At 70.0% G+C, this 20,271-nt stretch carries 20 protein-coding genes; 13 read left to right on the top strand and 7 right to left on the bottom strand.

Features of this window, described 5'->3' with window-relative positions; translation table 11 throughout:
- Positions 1 to 11 precede the first annotated feature (11 nt).
- A complete protein-coding gene (gene pstB / locus OG562_RS19750) occupies positions 12 to 788 on the top strand; it encodes a phosphate ABC transporter ATP-binding protein PstB (protein ID WP_266399579.1) in 777 nt (258 codons plus the stop codon).
- 432 nt (positions 789 to 1,220) lie between these two features.
- Here the strand turns inward: pstB and OG562_RS19755 are convergent, their stop codons facing one another.
- Together OG562_RS19755 and OG562_RS19760 are read right to left on the bottom strand one after the other, a co-directional pair.
- Complete coding sequence (locus OG562_RS19755) at positions 1,221 to 2,219, bottom strand: inorganic phosphate transporter (RefSeq protein ID WP_266399580.1); 999 nt, start codon at positions 2,217 to 2,219, stop codon at positions 1,221 to 1,223.
- A gap of 7 nt (positions 2,220 to 2,226) precedes the next feature.
- The gene (locus tag OG562_RS19760) at positions 2,227 to 2,847 is read right to left on the bottom strand and encodes a DUF47 domain-containing protein (RefSeq protein WP_266399581.1); all 621 of its coding nucleotides are present in this window, start codon (positions 2,845 to 2,847) and stop codon (positions 2,227 to 2,229) included.
- A gap of 200 nt (positions 2,848 to 3,047) precedes the next feature.
- Here OG562_RS19760 and OG562_RS19765 point away from each other — a divergent pair, with 200 nt between their 5' ends.
- Positions 3,048 to 3,410 (top strand): metal-sensitive transcriptional regulator, encoded by a 363-nt coding sequence (locus tag OG562_RS19765; RefSeq protein WP_266399582.1) that lies wholly within the window; start codon positions 3,048 to 3,050, stop codon positions 3,408 to 3,410.
- 18 nt (positions 3,411 to 3,428) lie between these two features.
- Here the strand turns inward: OG562_RS19765 and OG562_RS19770 are convergent, their stop codons facing one another.
- Both OG562_RS19770 and OG562_RS19775 read right to left on the bottom strand, forming a co-directional pair.
- Positions 3,429 to 3,608 (bottom strand): hypothetical protein, encoded by a 180-nt coding sequence (locus tag OG562_RS19770; protein WP_266399585.1) that lies wholly within the window; start codon positions 3,606 to 3,608, stop codon positions 3,429 to 3,431.
- Between the two features lie 134 nt (positions 3,609 to 3,742).
- Positions 3,743 to 4,576 (bottom strand): hypothetical protein, encoded by an 834-nt coding sequence (locus tag OG562_RS19775; RefSeq protein WP_266409401.1) that lies wholly within the window; start codon positions 4,574 to 4,576, stop codon positions 3,743 to 3,745.
- 143 nt (positions 4,577 to 4,719) lie between these two features.
- On the opposite strand from OG562_RS19775, the gene OG562_RS19780 reads away from it, so the two are divergent.
- Positions 4,720 to 4,899 carry a hypothetical protein gene (locus OG562_RS19780; RefSeq protein WP_266399588.1) on the top strand — a complete coding sequence of 60 codons (180 nt, stop codon included), beginning with the start codon at positions 4,720 to 4,722 and terminating at the stop codon, positions 4,897 to 4,899.
- Positions 4,900 to 5,076: 177 nt separating this feature from the next.
- On the top strand, positions 5,077 to 6,651 hold the full coding sequence (locus OG562_RS19785) for an FAD-binding oxidoreductase (RefSeq protein WP_266409403.1): 1,575 nt from the start codon (positions 5,077 to 5,079) through the stop codon (positions 6,649 to 6,651).
- A gap of 28 nt (positions 6,652 to 6,679) precedes the next feature.
- Here OG562_RS19785 and OG562_RS19790 read toward each other — a convergent pair whose 3' ends face one another.
- Together OG562_RS19790 and OG562_RS19795 are read right to left on the bottom strand one after the other, a co-directional pair.
- Positions 6,680 to 7,402: a phosphatase PAP2 family protein gene (locus tag OG562_RS19790; RefSeq protein ID WP_266399590.1), complete on the bottom strand. Its 723-nt coding sequence runs from the start codon at positions 7,400 to 7,402 to the stop codon at positions 6,680 to 6,682.
- A 167-nt stretch (positions 7,403 to 7,569) separates the two neighbouring features.
- Positions 7,570 to 8,577, bottom strand: a complete 1,008-nt coding sequence (locus OG562_RS19795; RefSeq protein ID WP_266399591.1) for a bifunctional lytic transglycosylase/C40 family peptidase — start codon at positions 8,575 to 8,577, stop codon at positions 7,570 to 7,572.
- A 406-nt stretch (positions 8,578 to 8,983) separates the two neighbouring features.
- Here OG562_RS19795 and OG562_RS19800 point away from each other — a divergent pair, with 406 nt between their 5' ends.
- On the top strand, positions 8,984 to 9,286 hold the full coding sequence (locus OG562_RS19800) for a hypothetical protein (protein ID WP_266399593.1): 303 nt from the start codon (positions 8,984 to 8,986) through the stop codon (positions 9,284 to 9,286).
- Positions 9,287 to 9,311: 25 nt separating this feature from the next.
- Here the strand turns inward: OG562_RS19800 and OG562_RS19805 are convergent, their stop codons facing one another.
- Entirely contained in the window at positions 9,312 to 10,061 is a 750-nt protein-coding gene (locus OG562_RS19805) for a serine protease (protein WP_266399594.1), read from the bottom strand.
- 174 nt (positions 10,062 to 10,235) lie between these two features.
- Between OG562_RS19805 and OG562_RS19810 the strand changes: the two genes are divergently transcribed.
- The 8 genes from OG562_RS19810 to OG562_RS19850 all read left to right on the top strand — a co-directional run bounded on the left by OG562_RS19810 (position 10,236) and on the right by OG562_RS19850 (position 20,247).
- Positions 10,236 to 10,481 carry a DUF397 domain-containing protein gene (locus tag OG562_RS19810; RefSeq protein ID WP_266399596.1) on the top strand — a complete coding sequence of 82 codons (246 nt, stop codon included), beginning with the start codon at positions 10,236 to 10,238 and terminating at the stop codon, positions 10,479 to 10,481.
- Between the two features lie 711 nt (positions 10,482 to 11,192).
- Positions 11,193 to 12,542: a S53 family peptidase gene (locus OG562_RS19820; RefSeq protein WP_266399599.1), complete on the top strand. Its 1,350-nt coding sequence runs from the start codon at positions 11,193 to 11,195 to the stop codon at positions 12,540 to 12,542.
- A gap of 427 nt (positions 12,543 to 12,969) precedes the next feature.
- Positions 12,970 to 13,278, top strand: a complete 309-nt coding sequence (locus tag OG562_RS19825; protein ID WP_266399602.1) for a hypothetical protein — start codon at positions 12,970 to 12,972, stop codon at positions 13,276 to 13,278.
- Positions 13,279 to 13,529: 251 nt separating this feature from the next.
- Entirely contained in the window at positions 13,530 to 14,372 is an 843-nt protein-coding gene (locus OG562_RS19830) for a hypothetical protein (RefSeq protein ID WP_266399605.1), read from the top strand.
- The gene (locus OG562_RS19835) at positions 14,362 to 15,717 is read left to right on the top strand and encodes a hypothetical protein (RefSeq protein ID WP_266399607.1); all 1,356 of its coding nucleotides are present in this window, start codon (positions 14,362 to 14,364) and stop codon (positions 15,715 to 15,717) included. Before OG562_RS19830 ends, OG562_RS19835 begins: the two co-directional genes overlap by 11 nt.
- Entirely contained in the window at positions 15,714 to 17,273 is a 1,560-nt protein-coding gene (locus OG562_RS19840) for an SCO6880 family protein (protein ID WP_266399608.1), read from the top strand. The genes OG562_RS19835 and OG562_RS19840 overlap by 4 nt, the downstream gene beginning before the upstream one ends.
- Before the next feature lie 6 nt (positions 17,274 to 17,279).
- Positions 17,280 to 18,710, top strand: a complete 1,431-nt coding sequence (locus OG562_RS19845; RefSeq protein WP_266399610.1) for an ATP-binding protein — start codon at positions 17,280 to 17,282, stop codon at positions 18,708 to 18,710.
- A gap of 16 nt (positions 18,711 to 18,726) precedes the next feature.
- Positions 18,727 to 20,247 (top strand): type IV secretory system conjugative DNA transfer family protein, encoded by a 1,521-nt coding sequence (locus OG562_RS19850; RefSeq protein ID WP_266399613.1) that lies wholly within the window; start codon positions 18,727 to 18,729, stop codon positions 20,245 to 20,247.
- The last annotated feature ends 24 nt before the right edge of the window (positions 20,248 to 20,271 follow it).

Here is a 20,271-nt window from a genome sequence, read left to right on the forward strand (position 1 = left end):
AAGTAGAAGACATGGCCAAGCGAATCGACGTAAGCGGACTGACCGCCTACTACGGATCCCACAAGGCGATCGAAGACATCTCGATGACGGTCGAGCCGCGCTCGGTGACGGCGTTCATCGGCCCGTCCGGCTGCGGCAAGTCGACGTTCCTGCGCACGCTGAACCGTATGCACGAGGTGACCCCCGGCGGCCGCGTCGAGGGCAAGGTCCTCCTGGACGACGAGGACCTCTACGGCCACGGCATCGACCCGGTGTCGGTCCGCCGCGAGATCGGCATGGTCTTCCAGCGCCCGAACCCGTTCCCCACGATGTCGATCTTCGACAACGTGGCGGCGGGCCTGCGCCTGAACGGCTCGTACAAGAAGAGCGAGCTCGCGGACGTGGTCGAGAAGTCCCTGAAGGGCGCCAACCTCTGGAACGAGGTGAAGGACCGCCTGAACAAGCCGGGTTCGGGCCTGTCCGGCGGCCAGCAGCAGCGCCTCTGCATCGCCCGAGCGATCGCGGTGGAACCGAAGGTCCTCCTCATGGACGAGCCGTGCTCGGCCCTGGACCCCATCTCCACCCTCGCGATCGAGGACCTCATCGGCGAGCTGAAGGAACGCTTCACGATCGTCATCGTGACGCACAACATGCAGCAGGCCGCCCGCGTCTCCGACCGCACCGCGTTCTTCAACCTCTCGGCAGTGGGCCAGCCCGGCAAGCTGATCGAGATAGACGAAACCGAACGCATCTTCTCCAACCCGTCGGTCCAGGCCACCGAGGACTACATCTCGGGCCGCTTCGGCTGAGCCGACACCCACCTCAAGAACCCCTCGCGGTGCTGCATGGCGGTGCCACCGCGAGGCCACAAGAGCCCGCCCCCCGGCTCCCGGGGGGCGGGCTCGTGTGTGGGGGCACGCGAAGCGTGGGGGGGGCGAAGCAGGGCGGGGGGGGCGAGCAGGGGGCTGGGCCAGCACGGGTTGGGTGGGCGACCACGCGTGGGGGGGGCGAAGCTCCCGCAGGGATGCAGGGGACGCGGTCCCCGCAGGGGTCCGGGGCGGAGCCCCGAGGCAAGGGTGGCTTCTCAACCCACCGAGTCGGGCGGGCGGGTGGGCGAGGATCCGGGGTGCAGGGGCGAAGCCCCGCCAGGGTCCGGGGCGGAGCCCCGAGGCAAGGGTGACTTCTCAACCCACCGAGTCGGGCGGGCGGGTGGGCAGGACCCGCCCCCACACCCACCCCCCCTACAGAACCGCCAGATTCACAATCCAAAACGCGCACGCAGCAACCAGCGCCGCCGCCGGCATCGTAATGAACCAGCCAAGGACGATGTTCTTGGCGACACCCCACCGCACGGCATTGACCCGCTTGGTCGCCCCCACCCCCATGATCGCCGAAGTGATCACATGCGTGGTGGAGATGGGCGCCTTGAAGAGGAACGCCGAGATGAACATGATCGACGCCCCCGTGGTCTCCGCGGCGAACCCCTGCGGCGGATCCAACTCAATGATCTTCCGCCCGAGCGTCCGCATGATCCGCCACCCGCCCGCATACGTCCCGAGCGACAACATCACCGCACAAGCGATCTTCACCCACACCGGAATCGGATCGTCCGCCCCCTGCACATCGCCGATGACGAGCGCCATCACCACGATGCCCATCGTCTTCTGCGCGTCCTGCAGGCCGTGCCCCAGCGCCATCCCCGCCGCCGACACCGTCTGAGCTATGCGAAAGCCCCGCTTCGCCTTGTGCGGATTGGCCCGCCGGAAGATCCACATGATGGCGCACATCACGAGGTAGCCGACGACGAGCCCGACGACCGGCGACAGGAACATCGGGATGACGACCTTGTCCAGCACCCCGGACCAGATGACGTCGGTACCGCCCGCGAGCGCGGCCCCCACCATCCCGCCGAACAACGCGTGCGACGACGACGAGGGAAGCCCGAAGTACCAGGTGACGAGGTTCCAGACGATCGCGCCGACGAGCGCGGAGAACAGGATTCCCATGCCCTTGGAACCGTCGGGCGTCTCGATCAGCCCGCTGCTGACGGTGTGCGCGACGCCGCTTCCGAGGAACGCGCCGGCGAGGTTCATGACGGCGGCCATGGCCAGTGCCGCCCGCGGGGTCAGCGCCCGTGTCGAGACGGACGTGGCGATGGCGTTCGCCGAGTCGTGGAAGCCGTTGGTATAGGTGAATCCGAGCGCGACACAGATGGTCACGACCAGTGCGAAGGTGTCCATGAAGAGGTCAGGACTCCTTGACCGCGATGGTCTCCACGGTGTTCGCCACGTGCTCGAACGCGTCCGCCGCCTCCTCGAGCACGTCCACGATCTGCTTGAGCTTCAGCACCTCGATGGCGTCGTACTTGCCGTTGAACAGATGGGCGAGCAGCTTCCGGTGGATCTGGTCGGCCTGGTTCTCGAGCCGGTTGACCTCGATCCAGTACTCGGTGAGGTTCTCCATGGTCCGCAGGTTCGGCATGGCCTCGGCGGTCAGCTCCGCCGCGCGCGCCAGCACCTCGATCTGCTGCTCGACGCCCTTGGGCAGGTCCTCGACGTTGTAGAGGACGACCAGGTCGACGGCCTCCTCCATGAAGTCCATGATGTCGTCGAGGCAGGATGCGAGGTTGTAGATGTCCTCACGGTCGAACGGCGTGATGAACGAGGAGTTCAGCTGATGGAAGATCGCGTGCGTCGCATCGTCACCTGCATGTTCCGCGGCCCTCATACGCTCTGCGATCTCGGCCCGGCCGGCGGTGTCCGCCCCGAGCAATTCCATGAGGAGTTTCGAGCCCGTGACGATGTTGTCCGCGGATGCGGCGAACATGTCGTAGAAGCTCGTCTCCCTGGGGGTCAGACGAAAGCGCACGTGGGGTCCTCAAGATGCATCGGTTTCGGTCAGGCTGATGCTAGGCGCATCATCCGGCCACGGCTAATGGGCCGTCCACCAGTGTCGCCCATCGAGCAGGGCGACCGGCAAGGGGGCTGCTCGGGCCGAATACCCGCCGAAGTTCGGTACGATATACCCAGTAGGGGTATATGTCGGGAGCGGGAGTGCTGGAGGAAGCGATGACGACCACCGAGGCCACCGAACCGACAACGGAACCCGCAACGGAAGCCACACCACAACCCGCGACAGAACCCACGACAGTCCACGGCTACCACAAACAAAAAGCGGAACACCTCAAGCGCCTACGCCGCATCGAAGGCCAGATCCGCGGCCTGCAGCGCATGGTCGACGAGGACACCTACTGCATCGACATACTCACCCAGGTGTCCGCCTCCACCAAGGCCCTGCAGTCCTTCGCCCTGCAACTGCTGGAGGAACACCTGCGCCACTGCGTCGCGGACGCGGCCCTCAAGGGCGGCACGGAGATCGACGCGAAGGTGGAAGAGGCGACGAAGGCGATCGCCCGCCTCCTACGCACGTGACGTCACCCCCCGACACCGTCACCGGCCGTCCCGGCCGTCCCGCTCTTCCCCCACCCGCAGCACCTCGTCGATGCTCGCAAGGCTGAGCCGCTCCTCGCCGGCCGCCGAGGCCGCGATGATCAGCTCTCCGCACAGCTCGATCTCGGCGAGGGCCACGTGGTCCTGAACTGCCGTACCGCCGACCGGAGCCACGCGCATCACCTCGTCCCTGCCGTCACCGTCTCCGCCGTTACCGGCTTCCTAGAGTAGGCAGTGGTATACACCGCGCGCATGGCACGGAAGGGCTAGTCCTTGTGCCCACCCTGTGGCCGAATCTGACCGTAAGGGGATCCTCAGTCCTCGGCGATGCGCCCCGCGTAGATGTCCCGAGCCGCGGGCAGCCGTACGTCGACGGCGGCCCCGAAGTCGTACAGCAGGGTCGTCGAGGCGACCGCGACCGCCTCCGTCTGCCGTCCGTTGACGAAACTGAACCGGTGCCGGACCTTCCGGATCCGCCCCGCGTCGTCCAGATACACGTCGAACGGCACCCGAGCCGTGGCGAACCCCTTCGCCGCCGCCCGCAACGACCCCCGGCTCCCGGCCGAGGCGTCCGCGGCGGCGACCGCCAGATCGGCGACCCCGCGATAGTGCCGTACGGCGGTCCCCGCGACCTCCGTCCTCCCCACATACGTCGCCGTCCGCGCCCCCCGCAGCACCTCCGCCGCGGCGAACGGATCGGTCGCCCCGCCGGTCACCAGGTTCCCGTCCGACAGCGTCGCCGTCTCCACCCGCACCCACTTGTCGTCCGGCACCCCCGCCCCCCGGTTCTTCATGAACAGCGCGCCGGGCGCGAGGAGCTCGGTGATGGGCCGGTGCTCGACGGCCCCGGACGGATCCTGCGGCAGCAGCACCTTCAGCTCCCCGAGCTGCCTGCGGTAGTCGTAGACGCCCTCGCCCCGGATGGTCACCCGGGTCCCGCCGGTGGCCATCTCCATCGACGTACGCGCCTTCGACGTCCCCGCCTCCCGCAGCGCGTCCGCGGCCCGGTGCAGGGTCTCGACGGGATCGGCCGCCCGCCCGTCCTCGGCGGCCGCGCCGCCCCCGGAACACCCGGCGGCGCCCGCGCACACCCCGGCCGCCAGCCCTACGGCGACCGCCGCACCGAACCTCCTCCGCCGCTCCGCCATCGCCTGCCTGCCCCCAGCCGGTACGTCCGTCACGGGTCCCCTGTCGTTTCGCATAACGACGGGTGGGTGCCCCCGTCACGCGTGACCGAAGGCTTGCGACCGCCATACGGGTCCTTTCACAAATCGTGGGTACCGTTGTCCTCGTGACACAGCAGGACGGCTCGGCGCCCCCACTCTCCGGCGGAGCCGACGGGGAACACAGCACCACGACCATCGAACAGGGCCGTTTCTGCCTGGCCCGCTGCACCTGCGGCTGGCGCGGCCCGGCCCGCAGAGCGAGAAGCCTGGCGCGCAGGGACGCGGAGGGACACGCCCGCAGCTGAGGAACGCGCCCCTGACCGAGGGACACACGCGACCGAGGACACCCGCCCGTGGCTGACGTCACCGTTCCGTCACCGCCGGAACCCGTGGTCACATGGTCCCGTCTCGCTCCATGAAGCCGAGGGCACGCACCCGATGCCATGACGGCGATGGGCCGACGGAAGGCGCAGGACGACAACATGGAACGGCGTACGTTCATCGCAGGCGGAACGGCCGCGGTCGCGGCGGCGGCCACGGCCGCGTGCAGGGTCGACGGCAGTGCGAGCGGCGCCGCGAGCGCCACCGGCTCCGCGAGCGCCACGAACACCTCCGACCACACCTCTCTGCGGACGACGAGCGCCGCGGCCCCCGCCACCTGGGCCGCCCTCGCCCGCGACCTCGACGGCATCCTGGTCCGCCCCGGCGACGCCTCCTGGCCCGCGGCCCGCCAGCTCTACAACACCCGCTTCGACGCCCTCAAGCCGGCCGCCGTCGCCTACGTCGCCCACGCCGACGACATCCGTACGGTCCTCTCCTACGCCCGCGCCCACCGCACCAAGGTCGCGATCCGCAACGGCGGCCACTCCTACGGCGGTTGGTCCTCGGGCGACGGCCGGCTGATCCTGGACGTGTCCAAGCTGAACCGCGTCCGGGCGAGCGGCACGACGGCCGTCGTGGGCGCGGGCGCCAAGCTGATCGACGTCTACCGCGCGCTCGCCGCGAAGGGCGTGACGATCCCGGCGGGCTCCTGCCCGACGGTCGGCGTCTCCGGTCTGGTCCTCGGCGGCGGCCACGGCGTGGTCTCCCGCGCCTACGGCCTGACCTGCGACAGCCTCACCCAGGCCACGATCCTCACGGCCGACGGGAAGCAGCTCGTCGCCGACGCCACCACGAACAAGGACCTGTTCTGGGCGCTGCGCGGCGCGGGCAACGGCAACTTCGGCGTCGTCACGGAACTGCACTTCAAGACCCACCCCGCGCCCCAGGCGGTGACCGGCTACCTCACCTGGCCCTGGTCGAAGGCGGCCGCGGTGGTCAAGGCCTGGCAGGAGTGGGGCCCGTCCCAGCCCGACGAGATCTGGTCGTCCCTGCACCTGGCGAACGCGGCGGGCGGCACCCCCACCATCTCGGTCGCCGCGTTCTGCATCGGCACCTACGGCCAGCTCCAGAACGCGGTCGACCGCCTGGCCGACCGCGTCGGCGCCTCCGCGACGAGCGTCTCCCTGCGCCGTCGTACGTACGAGGACGCGATGGAGATCTACGCCGGCTGCTCCTCCTTCTCCTCCGACGCCCAGTGCCATCTGCCGGGCTCGACGCCGGGCCGCTCCCCGCAGGGCGCGCTGGGCCGGGAGACGTACGCGGCCCGCTCGGACTTCTTCGACAAGTCCCTGTCGGCGGCGGGCATCCAGACGCTGCTGAAGCAGGTGAAGACGGTGAACGGCGGCTCGGGCAGCATCGCGCTGACCGCGCTGGGCGGCGCGGTCAACCGGGTCTCGCCGACGGCCACCGCGTTCGTCCACCGCCGCTCCCGGATGCTGGCCCAGTACATCGCGTCCTGGCGCGCGGGCACGACGGGCACGGCGGCCCAGTCCTGGCTGACGACGGCCCACAAGGCGATGACCCCGTACGCCTCGGGCGCCGCCTACCAGAACTACGCGGACCCGACCCTGACGAACTGGCGCAAGGCGTACTACGGCGACGCGCTGCCGCGCCTGACCCAGTTGAAGAAGCAGTACGACCCGACGGGCTTCTTCACCTACCCGCAAGCCTTGTAGGCGCCGTCGGCGCTGTGGACACCGGAGGTCAGGCGGCGAGGTCCCGTTCCTCGGTCGCCGAGGCCGTCGAGTTCTCCGTCCTGGCCCCCGGGATCAGCGCGTCCCGGGCGCCGGTCCGGGCCGAGCGGCTCCGGACGATCCAGCCTGCCCGGGGCGACCGGTCGACGGCCTTCAGCACCGGGGTCAGCAGCATCGAGGCGAGGGGCGAGAGCAGCAGGGCGACCGCGGTGCCGAGGGCGAAGCCGCCCACCACGTCGGTCGGGTAGTGCACGCCCATGTACACCCGGCAGAACCCTTCGAGCAGGGCGATCCCCAGCCCGACGAGCCCGAATCTGCGGTGGGCGACGAACAGTGCGACCGCCATGGCCATGGTGAGGGTGGCGTGGTCGCTCACGAACGAGTAGTCGGTCTTGCCGGAGACCAGGACGTCGAGCCCCTGATGGTCGAGGAAGGGCCGCGGCCGCTCCACGAATCCGCGGATGGGCACGTTCACGAGCACCGCGACGCCGGCCGCGAGGGGCGCCCAGACGAGTGCGGCGACGGACGAGGCGGCCTCCTCCGCGCCGCTCGGGCGACGCCGTACGGTCCACCAGCACCACACGATGAGCAGCACCATGGCGAGCAGCAGTCCGTACTCGCCGACGAACTCCACGATCCGGTCGAACCAGTGCGGAGCGTCTTTCGCGAGCCCGTTTATGTCATAAAGCAGGTCGACGTCGGGGTTCGACCCGGATTCGGCGAGTCCAGCCATGGTGCTTGCGGCCCCTTCGTCGTGTATTGCTCTGCGCACCTCACATGCGCCCGCTCAACAGGAACGCACGGCCCCGGTTGATACGTTCCACTCTCCACTGAAAGATCACTCAGACGTTATCGAAGAGAGATACATAGCCGCAGCTCAGGGGGTGGGTTCACGGCCGGTCACACGGTCGTGGGGAGCGCTTTCGCGCCATCTTCGGTGACGCGGGTGGCCCCGAAGTACTCGGCCGTGTCGATGGGATCGAAGCGGATGACCGCCCCCGTGTAGGGCGCGTCGATCATGTACCCGCCGCCGACGTACATCCCCACGTGGTGGATGGCCCGCGAGTTGTTCGGGTCGGTGGAGAAGAACACCAGGTCCCCCGGCAGCAGCTCGCTCCGCTTGGGGTGCGGCCCGGCGTTGTACTGGTCGTTGGCGACCCGGGGCAGCGTGATCCCGACGCTCGCGTAGGCGGCCTTGGTCAACCCGGAGCAGTCGAACCGTCCGCCCTGGTCAGCCGTGCCGTTCCCACCCCAGAGATAGGGCGTGCCGAGCTTCTTCTGGGCGTAGTAGATGGCCCCGGCGGCCTGCTCGGACGGATCCACCCGACTGGCGGGCGCGGCGAAGGAGTCCTCCAGAGTCGTGATCGTCTTCACGTAGTTCTGGGTCTCCTTGTACGGCGGCACGCCCCCGTACTTGATGACCGCGTAGGCCCCCGCGTTGTAGGCGGCGAGCATGTTGTCGGTGATGTCCCCGGGGACCTTCTTCACGTAGGACGCGAGCTGGCAGTCGTAGGTCGCGGCCGATGGAATCGCGTCATTCGGATCCCAGACGTCGCGATCGCCGTCGCCGTCGCCGTCGACGCCGTGCGTGGCCCATGTGCCCGGGATGAATTGCGCTATTCCCTGGGCGGCCGCCCCGCTCTGCGCCCTCGGGTTGAATCCGCTCTCCTGATAGAGCTGCGCGGCGAGCAGCGCCGGATTGATGGCGGAGCAGAGATTGCCCCACTTCTGCACGAGCGCCTGATAAGCGGCGGGAACGGCGCCCTTGGCGAGCGACTTGGTCCCCGCGCCGACCCCGTTCGTGAGGTTCCCGGCGACGACGTACACGCTGACGACGAGCACCATCACGAAGGCGACCCCGGCACCGACGGCAGCGGTCGCTACGATCCATGCCTTACGCACCGTCAACCGCCCCTCGCCGCCCCGGAGTCCGCCCCGGCCAGTGTAGAGGCGGTCCCCGCCCTCCGGGGTGATCACGCAGAAGGAGAACCCGCACGTGGCGACCCCGTACCCCCCTCAGCACAATCCAGCGGCGCCACAAGGGGGTTACACGCCGAACGGGACGCAACATCCGGCCTACGCGGCACCGGGATACGGTCAGCCGCAGCCGCAGGGGCCGTACGGCCAGTACGGACAACCGGCATACGGACAACCGGCATATGGACAACCGGCATATGGACAACCGGCATATGGACAGCAGCCCTACCCCGGGACGTACCCCGTAGGCGCTCCGGCTCCGGCCTGCCGGATATGCACCGCCCAGCCGGCCTCCGCCGACCTCGAGATCCGCCAGCACACGGGACTCGTCCTGGTGATGAGGACGGCCAAGGCGGAGGGGCCGTTCTGCCGCACCTGCGCGACCGCGATCCACCGCGAGATGACGACCAAGACCCTGGCGGGCGGCTGGTTCGGCTTCCTCTCCCTGTTCCTGCTGTGCTGGCTGACGTTGGCCTGGAACCTCTACACCCACTTCAAGATCGCCAAGCTCCCCCACGCAACCCCCACCGCCGCCACCCTCGACCCCGGCAAGCCGATCTTCAAGCGTCCCCTGTCATACGTAGGGGTCGCGCTGGTGGGCAGCTGGCTGGTGTTCCTGATCGTGAGCGCCCTGAGCTGACCTCGAGGACGGGTGGGCGCCGGCCTCAGGGATCGCTCGCCGCGTCCCGATACAGCTCCGCCGCTTCGGCCCCCAGGACCACGCTGTAGGAGATGTCGGCGGTGGCCCCGCCCTGCTCGTGTCCGCCGAGGACGCCGACGACCTGCCCGTCGCCGTTCACCCAGGGGCTGCCGCTGGTGCCGCCGGTGAAGTCGGGGCAGGCGATGCGCTGCTGGGTGCTGCTGTGCTGCGCGGGCTTGTTGACGCAGCGGATCGGCGCCTCGCGGGAGTCGGGATACCCGGTGACGGTCACGGCGGTGGCGCCGGTGGTAGTACGTGCCGCAAACCGGTTCCCGCCGACGACGTCCTCGACGGCCTTGCGGCCGTGCGACGCGAGGACCGCGAACGCCACGTCACTGTCCTCGTCCTCCCCCTTCGCCCACCCGTCGGGCAGAAAGGACCGCTCGACCTTCCAGACGCCGTAGGGCGCTCTGCCGTCCCGGTACCCGGGCACGAAGGCGAGGTCGCCGCCCCCGCCCAGACAGTGGGCCGCGGTGACGACGAGGTCGCGGTGCGGGCTGTGCACGACGGAGGCGGTACAGAAATGCGCACCGGCGCGCTTGCCGGCGTCCGTGGCGTCCTCGGCGTCGAACAGCGCGCCGACCCGCGCCGACTCCGCCGTGGCCGCCGCGACGACGGTCACCCCGAAGGGCCCCGGCCCGTCGTCGGCGGCCGCCTCGGAGGCAGAGGTGACGGCCAGCAGCACGACCGCACCGAGCAGGGCGTTTCGCTTCATCCGGGTCACTGTGGCCCACCAAGGTGAGAGAAACGTCAGACAGCCCTCCCGACGCTACCCGCACTCGGGGCCCACAGCACCTTTCCGATCACTGAGGGAAGTCGGGGTATTACGCTTGGCTGCGCGCGGGCGTCCGCACAGCCGCCGCCCCCACCGCCCCCAAAAAGGAACCCCGTGTCTGACATCCCCCCCGACCTCACCTGGATCCGCGCCGCCCCGCCGGAGGCGACCGGCCCAGGCCCCTGGATCGAGATCGCCTTCGGCGAGGGCGACGACGGCGAGGCCCCCGTCTACCTCCGCGAGACCAGCGACCCGGAGAACGTCGTCACGACCAACCGCCGCAAGTGGGACGCGTTCGTACTGGGCGTACAAGCAGGCGAGTTCGACCACTTCGTGGAAGGGATCCTCGAGAACCCGTAGACCATGTGCCGTCCGCCGCATTGCGCACACCCACGGCGCTCACCGCCTCCGATCCCGGCCTGAACCACCGCGAACTGCGTCTCGGACGTCGCCCTGCACCACCGCATGCCGATGCCGGTCGTGCTGGCCGTCCGCATGCAGCAACGCCCCCCGCATCGTCCCCTCGTACGCGCACCCGGCCTTCACCGCCACCCGGCAGGACGCCTCGTCGGCCACCGCGCGGCACCGTCGCAGCCGGTGCAGACCGAGGTCGTCGAACGGCCCACCGGGTCAGCCGCCGCACCGCCTGGCACCTGGCCTAGACGGCGACGCCGCCACCCCGTGCCGCCGGCGGCAGCCAGTACACGATCTCCGCGCCGCCTCCGGCGAGACCGACGTCGTTCCCTCCGGTCAACCCCGGGGCCGCAGCTCCAGCCCGCCGCCCGAGAGCCCGAGCACCGGCTGCTCCCTCATCCCCCCGTACCTGTGACCCCTCTGTGCCCCAAGTCAAGTTCCGGCCATCGACGAGCCATCCCCCAGCCATCGGTCAGCAATCCCCCAACCCCCTTGAGTATGGCGGAAGTCAGAATTCCACAACCCGTCTTGTTGTCGCGTACTCAACAAGCAACAGTCGTCGCGGGCCGCCGCCCGCCGCCGGGGACCACGTACCGACGGCACGCACCATCCCCCCACCCGCACTGCCCCTGTCACCCATGCCCAGGAGGCTGTACGTTGCGTACGACACCCCCCAACACCTCTGCCATATCCGGCAGATGGCGCCGCATAGGCGCCGCAGGCTTCAGCACCGCCGCCCTTGTGTTCGCCGGTTTCGGCACCGCGGCCCAGGCGAGCGCGGCGCCCGCGTCCACGGCCGCCACCACGGCCGCCACCGCCAAGGCGACCTCCACCGCCGCGACGTGGACGGCCACCCCCTGCGCCACGCCCAAGAAGAAGGGCGAGCTGGCCTGTAACTCCTTCCGCGTCACCGGCGGCCTCACCGCGTTCCAGAAGCACGAGGCGAAGGTGGACGGCGTCACGCCCAAGGCCGCCGACGCCACCACCCCCTCCGGCTACGGCCCCTCCGACCTCCAGGACGCCTACGGCCTGACCGACGCGGCCGCGAGCGACGGTTCCGGCGAGACCATCGCGATCGTCGACGCGTACGACGACCCGAACGCCGCCGCCGACCTCGCCAAGTACCGCTCGTACTACGGCCTCTCCGCCTGCACCGTCGCCAACGGCTGCTTCAAGAAGGTCAGCCAGACCGGCTCGACGACCTCCCTCCCCACCGCCGACAGCGGCTGGGCCGAGGAGGAGTCCCTCGACCTCGACATGGCCAGCGCCGTCTGCCCGAACTGCAACATCCTGCTCGTCGAGGCCACCTCCGCGACCATGGCCAACCTCGGCAAGGCCGTCAACGAGGCCGTGACGCTGGGCGCGAAGTTCGTCTCCAACAGCTACGGCGGCTCGGAGTCCTCCTCCGACACCTCCTACGACTCCTCCTACTTCAACCACCCGGGCGTCGCCATCACCGTCAGCGCGGGCGACGAGGGCTACGGCGCCGAGTACCCCGCCGCCTCCAAGTACGTGACGTCCGTCGGCGGCACCGCCCTGTCGACGAGCTCCACCACCCGCGGCTGGACCGAGAAGGTCTGGAACACCAGCTCCACCGAGGGCACCGGCTCCGGCTGCTCCGCCTACGACGCCAAGCCCAGCTGGCAGACCGACACCGGCTGCACCAAGCGCACCATCTCCGACGTCTCGGCCGTGGCCGACCCGGCGACCGGCGTCTCGGTGTACGACTCCTACGGCGTCACCGCCGGCTGGTACACCTTCGGCGGCACCAGCGCCTCGTCGCCCATCATCGCCGCGGTCTACGCCCTCGCCGGCACCCCCGGCAGCAGCGACTACCCGGCGTCCTACCCCTACGCGTCCGCCGGCACCTCCGCGCTGAACGACGTCACCAGCGGCAGCAACGGCACCTGCTCCTCCAGCGCCAGCTACCTCTGCACCGCCAAGTCGGGCTACGACGGCCCCACCGGCCTCGGCACCCCCGAGGGCACGGACGCCTTCACCGGCTGACCCACCGTCACCCGGCGGACTACCCCGGGCGACCGACCGAAGAGCCGGCCACAGGGGACCGTGGGGGCCACCTGTGGCACAGACGAACGGGCCGCGGCATCCAGCCGCGGCCCGTTCGCCATGCCCGCCTACTACCGTTCCATCATGAGAACATCGAGACGGACTCTCACCCGACCGGCCGTCAGAAACGGCACGGGACCGTGAAGTGGGTCAACGACGGAACCACACGACAGGTTCCGCTCCGACCTCATTGCCCGGCGTGACCTGCCGTGATACACAGAGTGACCGTACAAAGCTATTCGTACGAATCCCGCCCATCAATGACGCCAAGTCGACATACGACGGCGACTTTGTCGGCGACAATGAGGAGTGACCTCTGCACACCCGCAGGGGACTGCGGAACTACCCACCAGGGGCGGTGACTTACATGCTGTTTGCGGCCGACAAGGGCGACATCAACACCATCATCGGCGGGATCGCTCCGGACTGGGGCCCCTTCGGCAGCCTGGGCAACGAGGCGAAGGTGATGATCGAGGTCGTGATGGCGGTCGCCATCCTGCTCTGCCTCGCCATCGCGATCTGGGGTGCGGCCAAGCAGCGCATCGGCGCCACGGCCCTCAGGGACACCTTCAGCGCGGAACAGGGCAAGGGCCTCATCATCGCCGGCCTGACGGGCGTCTTCATCATCGGCTCCCTCGGCACACTGTTCACGATCGTGTACGGCATGGCCGTGTAGCCCGAAGCCCTCCCGTCCGAAGCCCCTCCCGTCCGAAGCCCGTGCCCGTCCGAAGCCCGCTCCCCGTTCGAAGAGCCTTCCCGTCCGACCGGGCACGCCCGGCTCCTCCCGACCCACCCACCCGTCGTGCCCACCGGCTGAGGTTGCGTTTCCCTGATGTCGAGTCACCACACCGCGCCCGCGCGGGAACCAGCACGGCTACCGTCGTATTCCTACGCGGTCCGGTACGGCAGCGAGGGGGCGTCCGCGGCATGACTCCCGGCGACGAGAACGACTACGGCGAAACCACCGTGCGCACCGAGGGCGGGACCCGGCTGCGCCTGCCCGAGAACGATCCCTACGGCAGCCCCCGGCGCGGCGCCCGCTCCTCCTCCCGCAGCCTGGTCACGGTGGTCGGCGTCGTCGTCCTCCTCATCGCGGCGATCGCCTTCGCGAACCGCGGAGGCGGCGACTCCCCTTCCGCCACCTCGTCGACCGGCGCCGGCGCCGGCGGCAAGCCGGAGACCGCGAGCACCGCGGCGAGCGGGACCGAGCCGGTGGAGTCGAAGACGGGCGGCATCCCCTCGGGCTTCGCGCACACTCAGCAGGGCGCGCAGTCCGCGGCCGCCAACTACGCCGCCGCGCTCGGCGGGACCGGCATGTTCCGGAAGAGCATCCGGCACACCCTCGTCGACACCGTGTACACCGCCGACGCCGCCGCCAAGCTCCAGAGCGCCATGGACCAGGCCTACTCCGCCGACTTCCTCGCCAAGATGGGCCTCGACGCCGACGGCAACGCCCCTGCGGGCGACACCTTCGTCGCCCGCGTGGTGCCCGTCGGCACGACCGTCCAGTCGTACGCCGACGGCGCCGCCAAGGTCGCCGTCTGGTACCTCGGCCTGATCGGCATGTCCGGCACGAGCTCGACCGACCCGGTCACCTCGTCCTGGAAGACGTGGACCTTCGACCTGAGATGGGCCGACGGCGACTGGAAGGTCAGCGCCGCCACCCAGAAGAACGGCCCCGCCCCGGTCCCCGGCGACGACCAGGCCGCCACCTCGGACGAGATCAGCAAGGCCATCCAGGAGTACGGAGGGTTCACGTATGCCCGGTAAGCCGCACCGCCTGCTCAAGCTCGCCGCAGCCGTGACCGCCGTACAGACGTCGGCGATCCTGCTGGCCGGCCGCGCCTTCGCGGCCCCGTCGCCCGATCCCTCGCCGTCGCCCTCGCCGTCGGGCTCGGCCTCGCCCAGCAGCAGCCTGGACTGCAGCCTCATCTCCGGCGAGGCCAAGAAGTACTGCGAGAAGGGCAACGCCACCTCCGGCACCACCACGCCCACCACCGACACCCTCGACCCCCTCTCCTCCCTCGCCAAGGGCTGCGCCGACGCCGCCGCCTGGACCGTCGACAAGCTCAGCGAGGCAGTGAAGGACACGGCGAACGTCGACTTCACCAACGAGAAGTTCCTCAAGCAGTACGCGGTCGTCTTCGCCGCCTCCACCGTCCTGACCCTGGTGCTGTGGCTGCTGGCCGTCGCCAAGCGGGCGGTGCGCGGAGTCCCCCTGACCACCGCGATCGGCGAGGCCGTCGGCTTCCTCTGGCTGACCGTCCTGGCCTCCGCCTTCACCCCCCTCATCCTCTACACCGTCGTCTCCGCCACGGACGGCATCAGCGAGGTCCTCGCGAAGGGCACCGGCGACCAGACCGACACGTTCTTCGGCACCTTCTCCGGCGCCCTCGCCAAGGGCGAGGACATCGGCGGCGGCCCGATCATGCTGATCGTCGTGTCGATGGTGTCGATCCTCGCCGCCGGCGTCCTCTGGCTGGAGCTCGTCATCAGAGCCGCACTGCTCTACGTCGGCGCCCTCCTCGGCACCGTCGTCTACGCCGGCATGGTCGACAAGAACCTGTGGGGCCACGTCCGCCGCTGGGCGGGCATCATGATCGCGGTGATCCTGGTGAAGCCGGTCATCGTGATCGTCCTCGGCCTCGCCGGCGCCCTCTCCACGGACGACGGCCCCAACGCCTTCTCCGCGGTCGTCTCCGGCCTCTCCATCATCCTGCTCGCCATCTTCGCCAGCGCGATGATCTACCGCTTCGTCCCCGGCTTCGGCGACGAGATCGCGAACTCCCGCAACAACCGCATCATGCAGGGCGCCGAGGGCAAGGCCGCCGCCGTCATCAGCTCCCCGGCGACCCTCGTCGCCCAGGGCATCAAGACGCACAGCACCCGCGCCGACAACAACGGCGGTGGCGGCCAGTCCGGCTCCGGCGGCGCCCGCCCCTCCAACCCCGCCTCCGGCGGAGTCGCCGCGCACAGCTCGCGCCCCTCGAACGGAGGCGGCGGATCTGTCCCCTCCGCCGCACCCGCACCCCGCACGAGCAACCCGGTGAACACCCCGCACGCCGGCAACACCCGCAACAGCAGTACCAACCGCACGGGAGGTGAAGGGCGTTGACGACTGATTCCCACGTGTCCCACGCGGTCACGCCCCGCCGTACATATCTGATCGGCCGCGCCCGGCCGAACGCGATCGTCGGCCGCAACCGCGAGACCGGCGAGATCGCGCTCATCGTCATCGGCGCGTTCCTCGGCATGATGTGCGGGCTCCTCGTCCCCGTCCTCGCCCTGCGCATCGTGCTGCTGAGCGGCTTCCCGATGATCGCGCTGGCCGCGGTGTACGTGCCGTACAAGCACCGCACCTTCTACAAGTGGTTCGAGATCAACCGCAGCTACAAGCGCAGCCTGCGCCAGGGCACGACGTACCGCTCCGGCGTGATGGAGGCGGGCACCAGGATCGACGGCCAGGAGATCGAGATCGGCCCGCCCCCGGGCATCGGCCGCATCAGCTGGCTCGCCGCCCCCTTCGGCCCCGACGAGATCGCCGTACTCCTGCACGCCGACCGCCGTACGGTGACGGCCGCAATCGAGATCGAGGGCCCCGGCGTGGGCCTGCGCGACAGCGAGGACCAGGAGGCCCTCGTCGACCGCTTCGGCACGCTGCTCAAGCACGTGGCGAACGGCGACGGCTTCGTCACCCGCCTGCAGATGCTCGCCCGCACCCTCCCCGCCGACCCCGACGCGCACGCCAAGGACGTGGCCGTACGCGGCGACGAGAAGTCCCCGGAGTGGCTCTCCCGCTCCTACGACCAGCTCCAGTCCATGGTGTCGACCAGCAGCGAGCAGCACCGCGCCTACCTCGTCGCCTGTATGCAGTACTCCCGCGAACTCGCCGCCGAGGCCCACGCCATGGCCCGCGCCGCCCGCCCCCAGGCAGGCCGCAAACTGGACCGCGACGCCGGCCTCGCCGTCGTCATGGCCCGCGAGCTCACGGACATCTGCTCCCGCCTCCAGGAGGCGGACATCCGCGTACGACAGCCCTTGGGCCAGGGCCGCCTCGCGTCCCTCGTGCACTCCATGTACGACCCGGACCACCCCATCGACCACATCCAGGCGATGACCCGGCGCAACGCCTGGCCGGCCGAACTGGACGCCATGGAGCCCACCTTCCTCCAGGCCAAGACCCGCGAGTCCTCCACCCGCGCCCCCTGGTGCCACGCCACGGCCTGGGTGAAGGAGTGGCCGATGACCCCGGTCGGCGTCAACTTCCTGGCCCCGCTCCTGGTCCACACCCCGGACGTCATCCGCACGGTCGCCGTCACGATGGACCTCGAACCCACCGAGGTCGCCATCGAACGCATGCTGACCGAGAAGACGAACGACGAGGCGGAGGCCAGCCGCGCCGCCAAGATGAACCGCACCGTGGACCCGCGTGACGTGGCCGCCCACTCCCGCCTGGACCAGCGCGGCGAGGACCTGGCGAGCGGCGCGGCCGGCGTGAACCTGGTCGGCTACATCACCGTCTCCTCCCGCAACCCCGAGGCCCTCGCCCGCGACAAGCGGACGATAAGGGCGTCGGCCGGAAAGTCGTACCTGAAGCTGGAGTGGTGCGACCGAGAGCACCACCGCGCGTTCGTGAACACTCTCCCCTTCGCCACCGGCATTCGGAGGTAGGACCTCATGCGGGACCCGCTGTCCGTCCTCACCGACGCCTTCACGTCCTTCCTCTTCGGCAAGGTCGAGACGACCCGGCTGCCGGTCCGCACGTCCACCGGCCAGGCCCAGGCGGTCTACCTCCCGACCGCCGCCCCCGGCCTGGGCGACTCCGGCGTGATCATCGGCCGCGAGGTCTACTCCGGAAAGGGCTACATCTACGACCCCTTCCAGCTGTACGGCCAACAGCTCCCGGCCCCGCACTGGCTGGTCCTGGGCGAGTCCGGCAACGGCAAGTCGGCCCTGGAGAAGACGTACGTCCTACGACAGCTGCGCTTCCGCGACCGCCAGGTCGTCGTCCTGGACGCCCAGGGCGAGGACGGCGTGGGCGAATGGAACCTCATCGCGCAGGCGCTGGGGATAACCCCCATCCGCCTGGACCCGATGGCCGCCCTGGACCACGGCATCCGCCTCAACCCGCTGGACCCGTCGATCACGACGACCGGCCAGCTGGCGCTGCTGCGCACCATCATCGAGGTCGCGATGGGCCACGGCCTCGACGAACGCTCCGGCTTCGCCCTCAAGGTCGCCCACGCCTACGTCAACGAGACGATCGTCGAACGCCAGCCGGTCCTGACCGACATCGTCGAGCAACTGCGCCACCCCGAACCCGAGTCGGCGGAGGCGATGAACGTCGCCATAGACGACGTACGGGCCTGGGGCCTGGACGTGGCACTCGTCCTGGACCGCCTGGTCGACGGTGACCTCAGGGGCATGTTCGACGGCCCGACGACGGTCGGCATCGACCTGGACGCACCCCTCATCGTCTTCGATTTGTCCCACATCGACCGGAATTCGATCGCCATGCCGATCCTGATGGCGATCGTCGGCGTCTGGCTGGAGCACACCTGGATCCGCCCCGACCGGAAGAAGCGCATCTTCCTGGTCGAGGAGGCCTGGCACATCATCAACAGCCCGTTCGTGGCCCAGCTGTTCCAGCGCCTGCTGAAGTTCGGCCGACGACTCGGTCTGTCGTTCGTGGCGGTGGTCCACCACCTGTCCGACGTGGTGGACGGAGCGGCGGCGAAAGAAGCGGCCGCGATCCTGAAGATGGCCTCGACACGGACCATCTACGCGCAGAAGGCGGACGAGGCGAGAATGACGGGCCGGGTCCTCGGCCTGCCCAGGTGGGCGGTGGAGATCATCCCCACCCTCACCCCCGGCATCGCGGTGTGGGACGTCAACGGCAACGTCCAAGTGGTCAAACACCTGATCACGGAGACGGAACGCCCCCTGGTCTTCACCGACCGCGCGATGACGGAGTCCTCCGCCGACCAGCTCGCCGCCGCCGACGACGCCCTGCACGCGGCCGAACTGGAACAGGAACGACGGGCGGCGGCCTTCATGGAACAGCACCTGGCCGACTTGGACGGCTCGTCCGAGTCGACGGTGGCCTAGGCGGCGGGGGGTTGTCATGAGACCGGGCGACAAGCGGGCCCCCGGCCCCGAGGGCCAGGGCGGCATCCCCGACGGCCTGCTCGTGGGCATACTCGCGTTCCTGCTGGGGATGACGCTGCTGGTCTGGACGTCGACGGGCCTGGCAGCCCTCTTCTCCCACGGCGCCTGGCCCACCGGCGTCACCTTCACCCGCACCCCCCTGGCCATGCGCCACCTCGCCGCCCAGCCCCACGACATCCCCGGCGCCTGGCCGGAAGCCCGGGAGACGGCGCTCTCCGGATACGGCCTGTTCTGGGGCCTGCTCATCGGCGAGCTGATGATCCTCTTCGTCCTCACGGTCTTCGTGATGGGCACCCTGGCCCGCTGGAGAGCGGTAAGGGCACGGAGGAGGACGGGGGCGCAGACAGGGACGCAGACGAGGGCGGGGACCGCAGGGACGGCCGAGAGTCCGGAAGCCCGTGAGGCTCAGCAGACACCGGCCCACCACGAGGTGCCGACGCCGAGAGCGGAGGCTAAGCCGAGCCCCGACCTGGAACCGGGGACCGAGGCGACGGCAGCGACGCCGACACCGGCGCCGGTGTCGCTGCCGGTTCCGGCGACCGTGATTCCCACCACCCCGTCACTGCTGTACGGCCCCGCGGAGATCCGGCACATCACCGCCGCCGAGGCCGTACGCGACGCCGAGGGCCCCATCCTGGTCGTCACCTCAAGTCCCGCCCTCTGGCAGGACACCAAGGACGCCAGAGCCAAGCTGGGCCCGGTCCACCTCTACGACCCCACCCACCGCTGCGACACCCCCGCCCGCCTCCACTGGTCCCCGACGACAGGCTGCGAGGACAGAGAGACCGCCAAGGCGAGAGCCACCGCCCTCCTCGCCCCCGTACGCCCTTCCGCCCGCCTGGACCAGGCGGTGAACGACACCGCGGAGACCCTCCTCCGCAGTTGTCTCCACGCCGCCGCCATCGACGGCCGCACCATCCGCCACGTCCACCGCTGGTCCCAGGGCACCGGCATCCAGGAGGCGGTCCGCACCCTCCGCACCAGCCCCAAGGCCGCCCCGGGCGCGGCCGGCGAACTGGAAGCCGCACTGACCGCCCACCCCGAACGCCGGGACATCGCCCAGGAGTTGACCTCCCGCGCCCTGTCCGCCCTCTCCACGATCAACATCCGCGAGGCATGCACTCCCAACCGAACTGATGCCCTCGCCCTGGATTCCTTCGTGGCCGAAGGGGGAACTGTCTATGTGGTCGGTGAATCCATCGAGGACCCCAGGACCAGCCCGGGCGCGATGCCCCTTCTGACGGCCCTCGTCTCCAGCGTGGTCGAGCGCGGCCGGCGCATGGCCGAACGGTCATCCTCCGGTCGCCTCGACCCACCACTTACCCTGGTCCTCGACGACATCGCGGCCGTGGCCCCGCTGCCCCAGCTACCGGAGCTCCTGTCCACCGGCGCGGGTCGCGGCCTGCCCACCCTGGCCCTCCTCCGCTCCCGCGAGCAGGCCAGAGCCCGCTGGCCCCACCACGAACTCCCGGTCTAGGGCCCGCTCGAGCACCATCTCCAG

Origin of the sequence: Streptomyces sp. NBC_01275, from assembly GCF_026340655.1 — a bacterium.
In the GTDB taxonomy this organism is placed as follows: domain Bacteria; phylum Actinomycetota; class Actinomycetes; order Streptomycetales; family Streptomycetaceae; genus Streptomyces.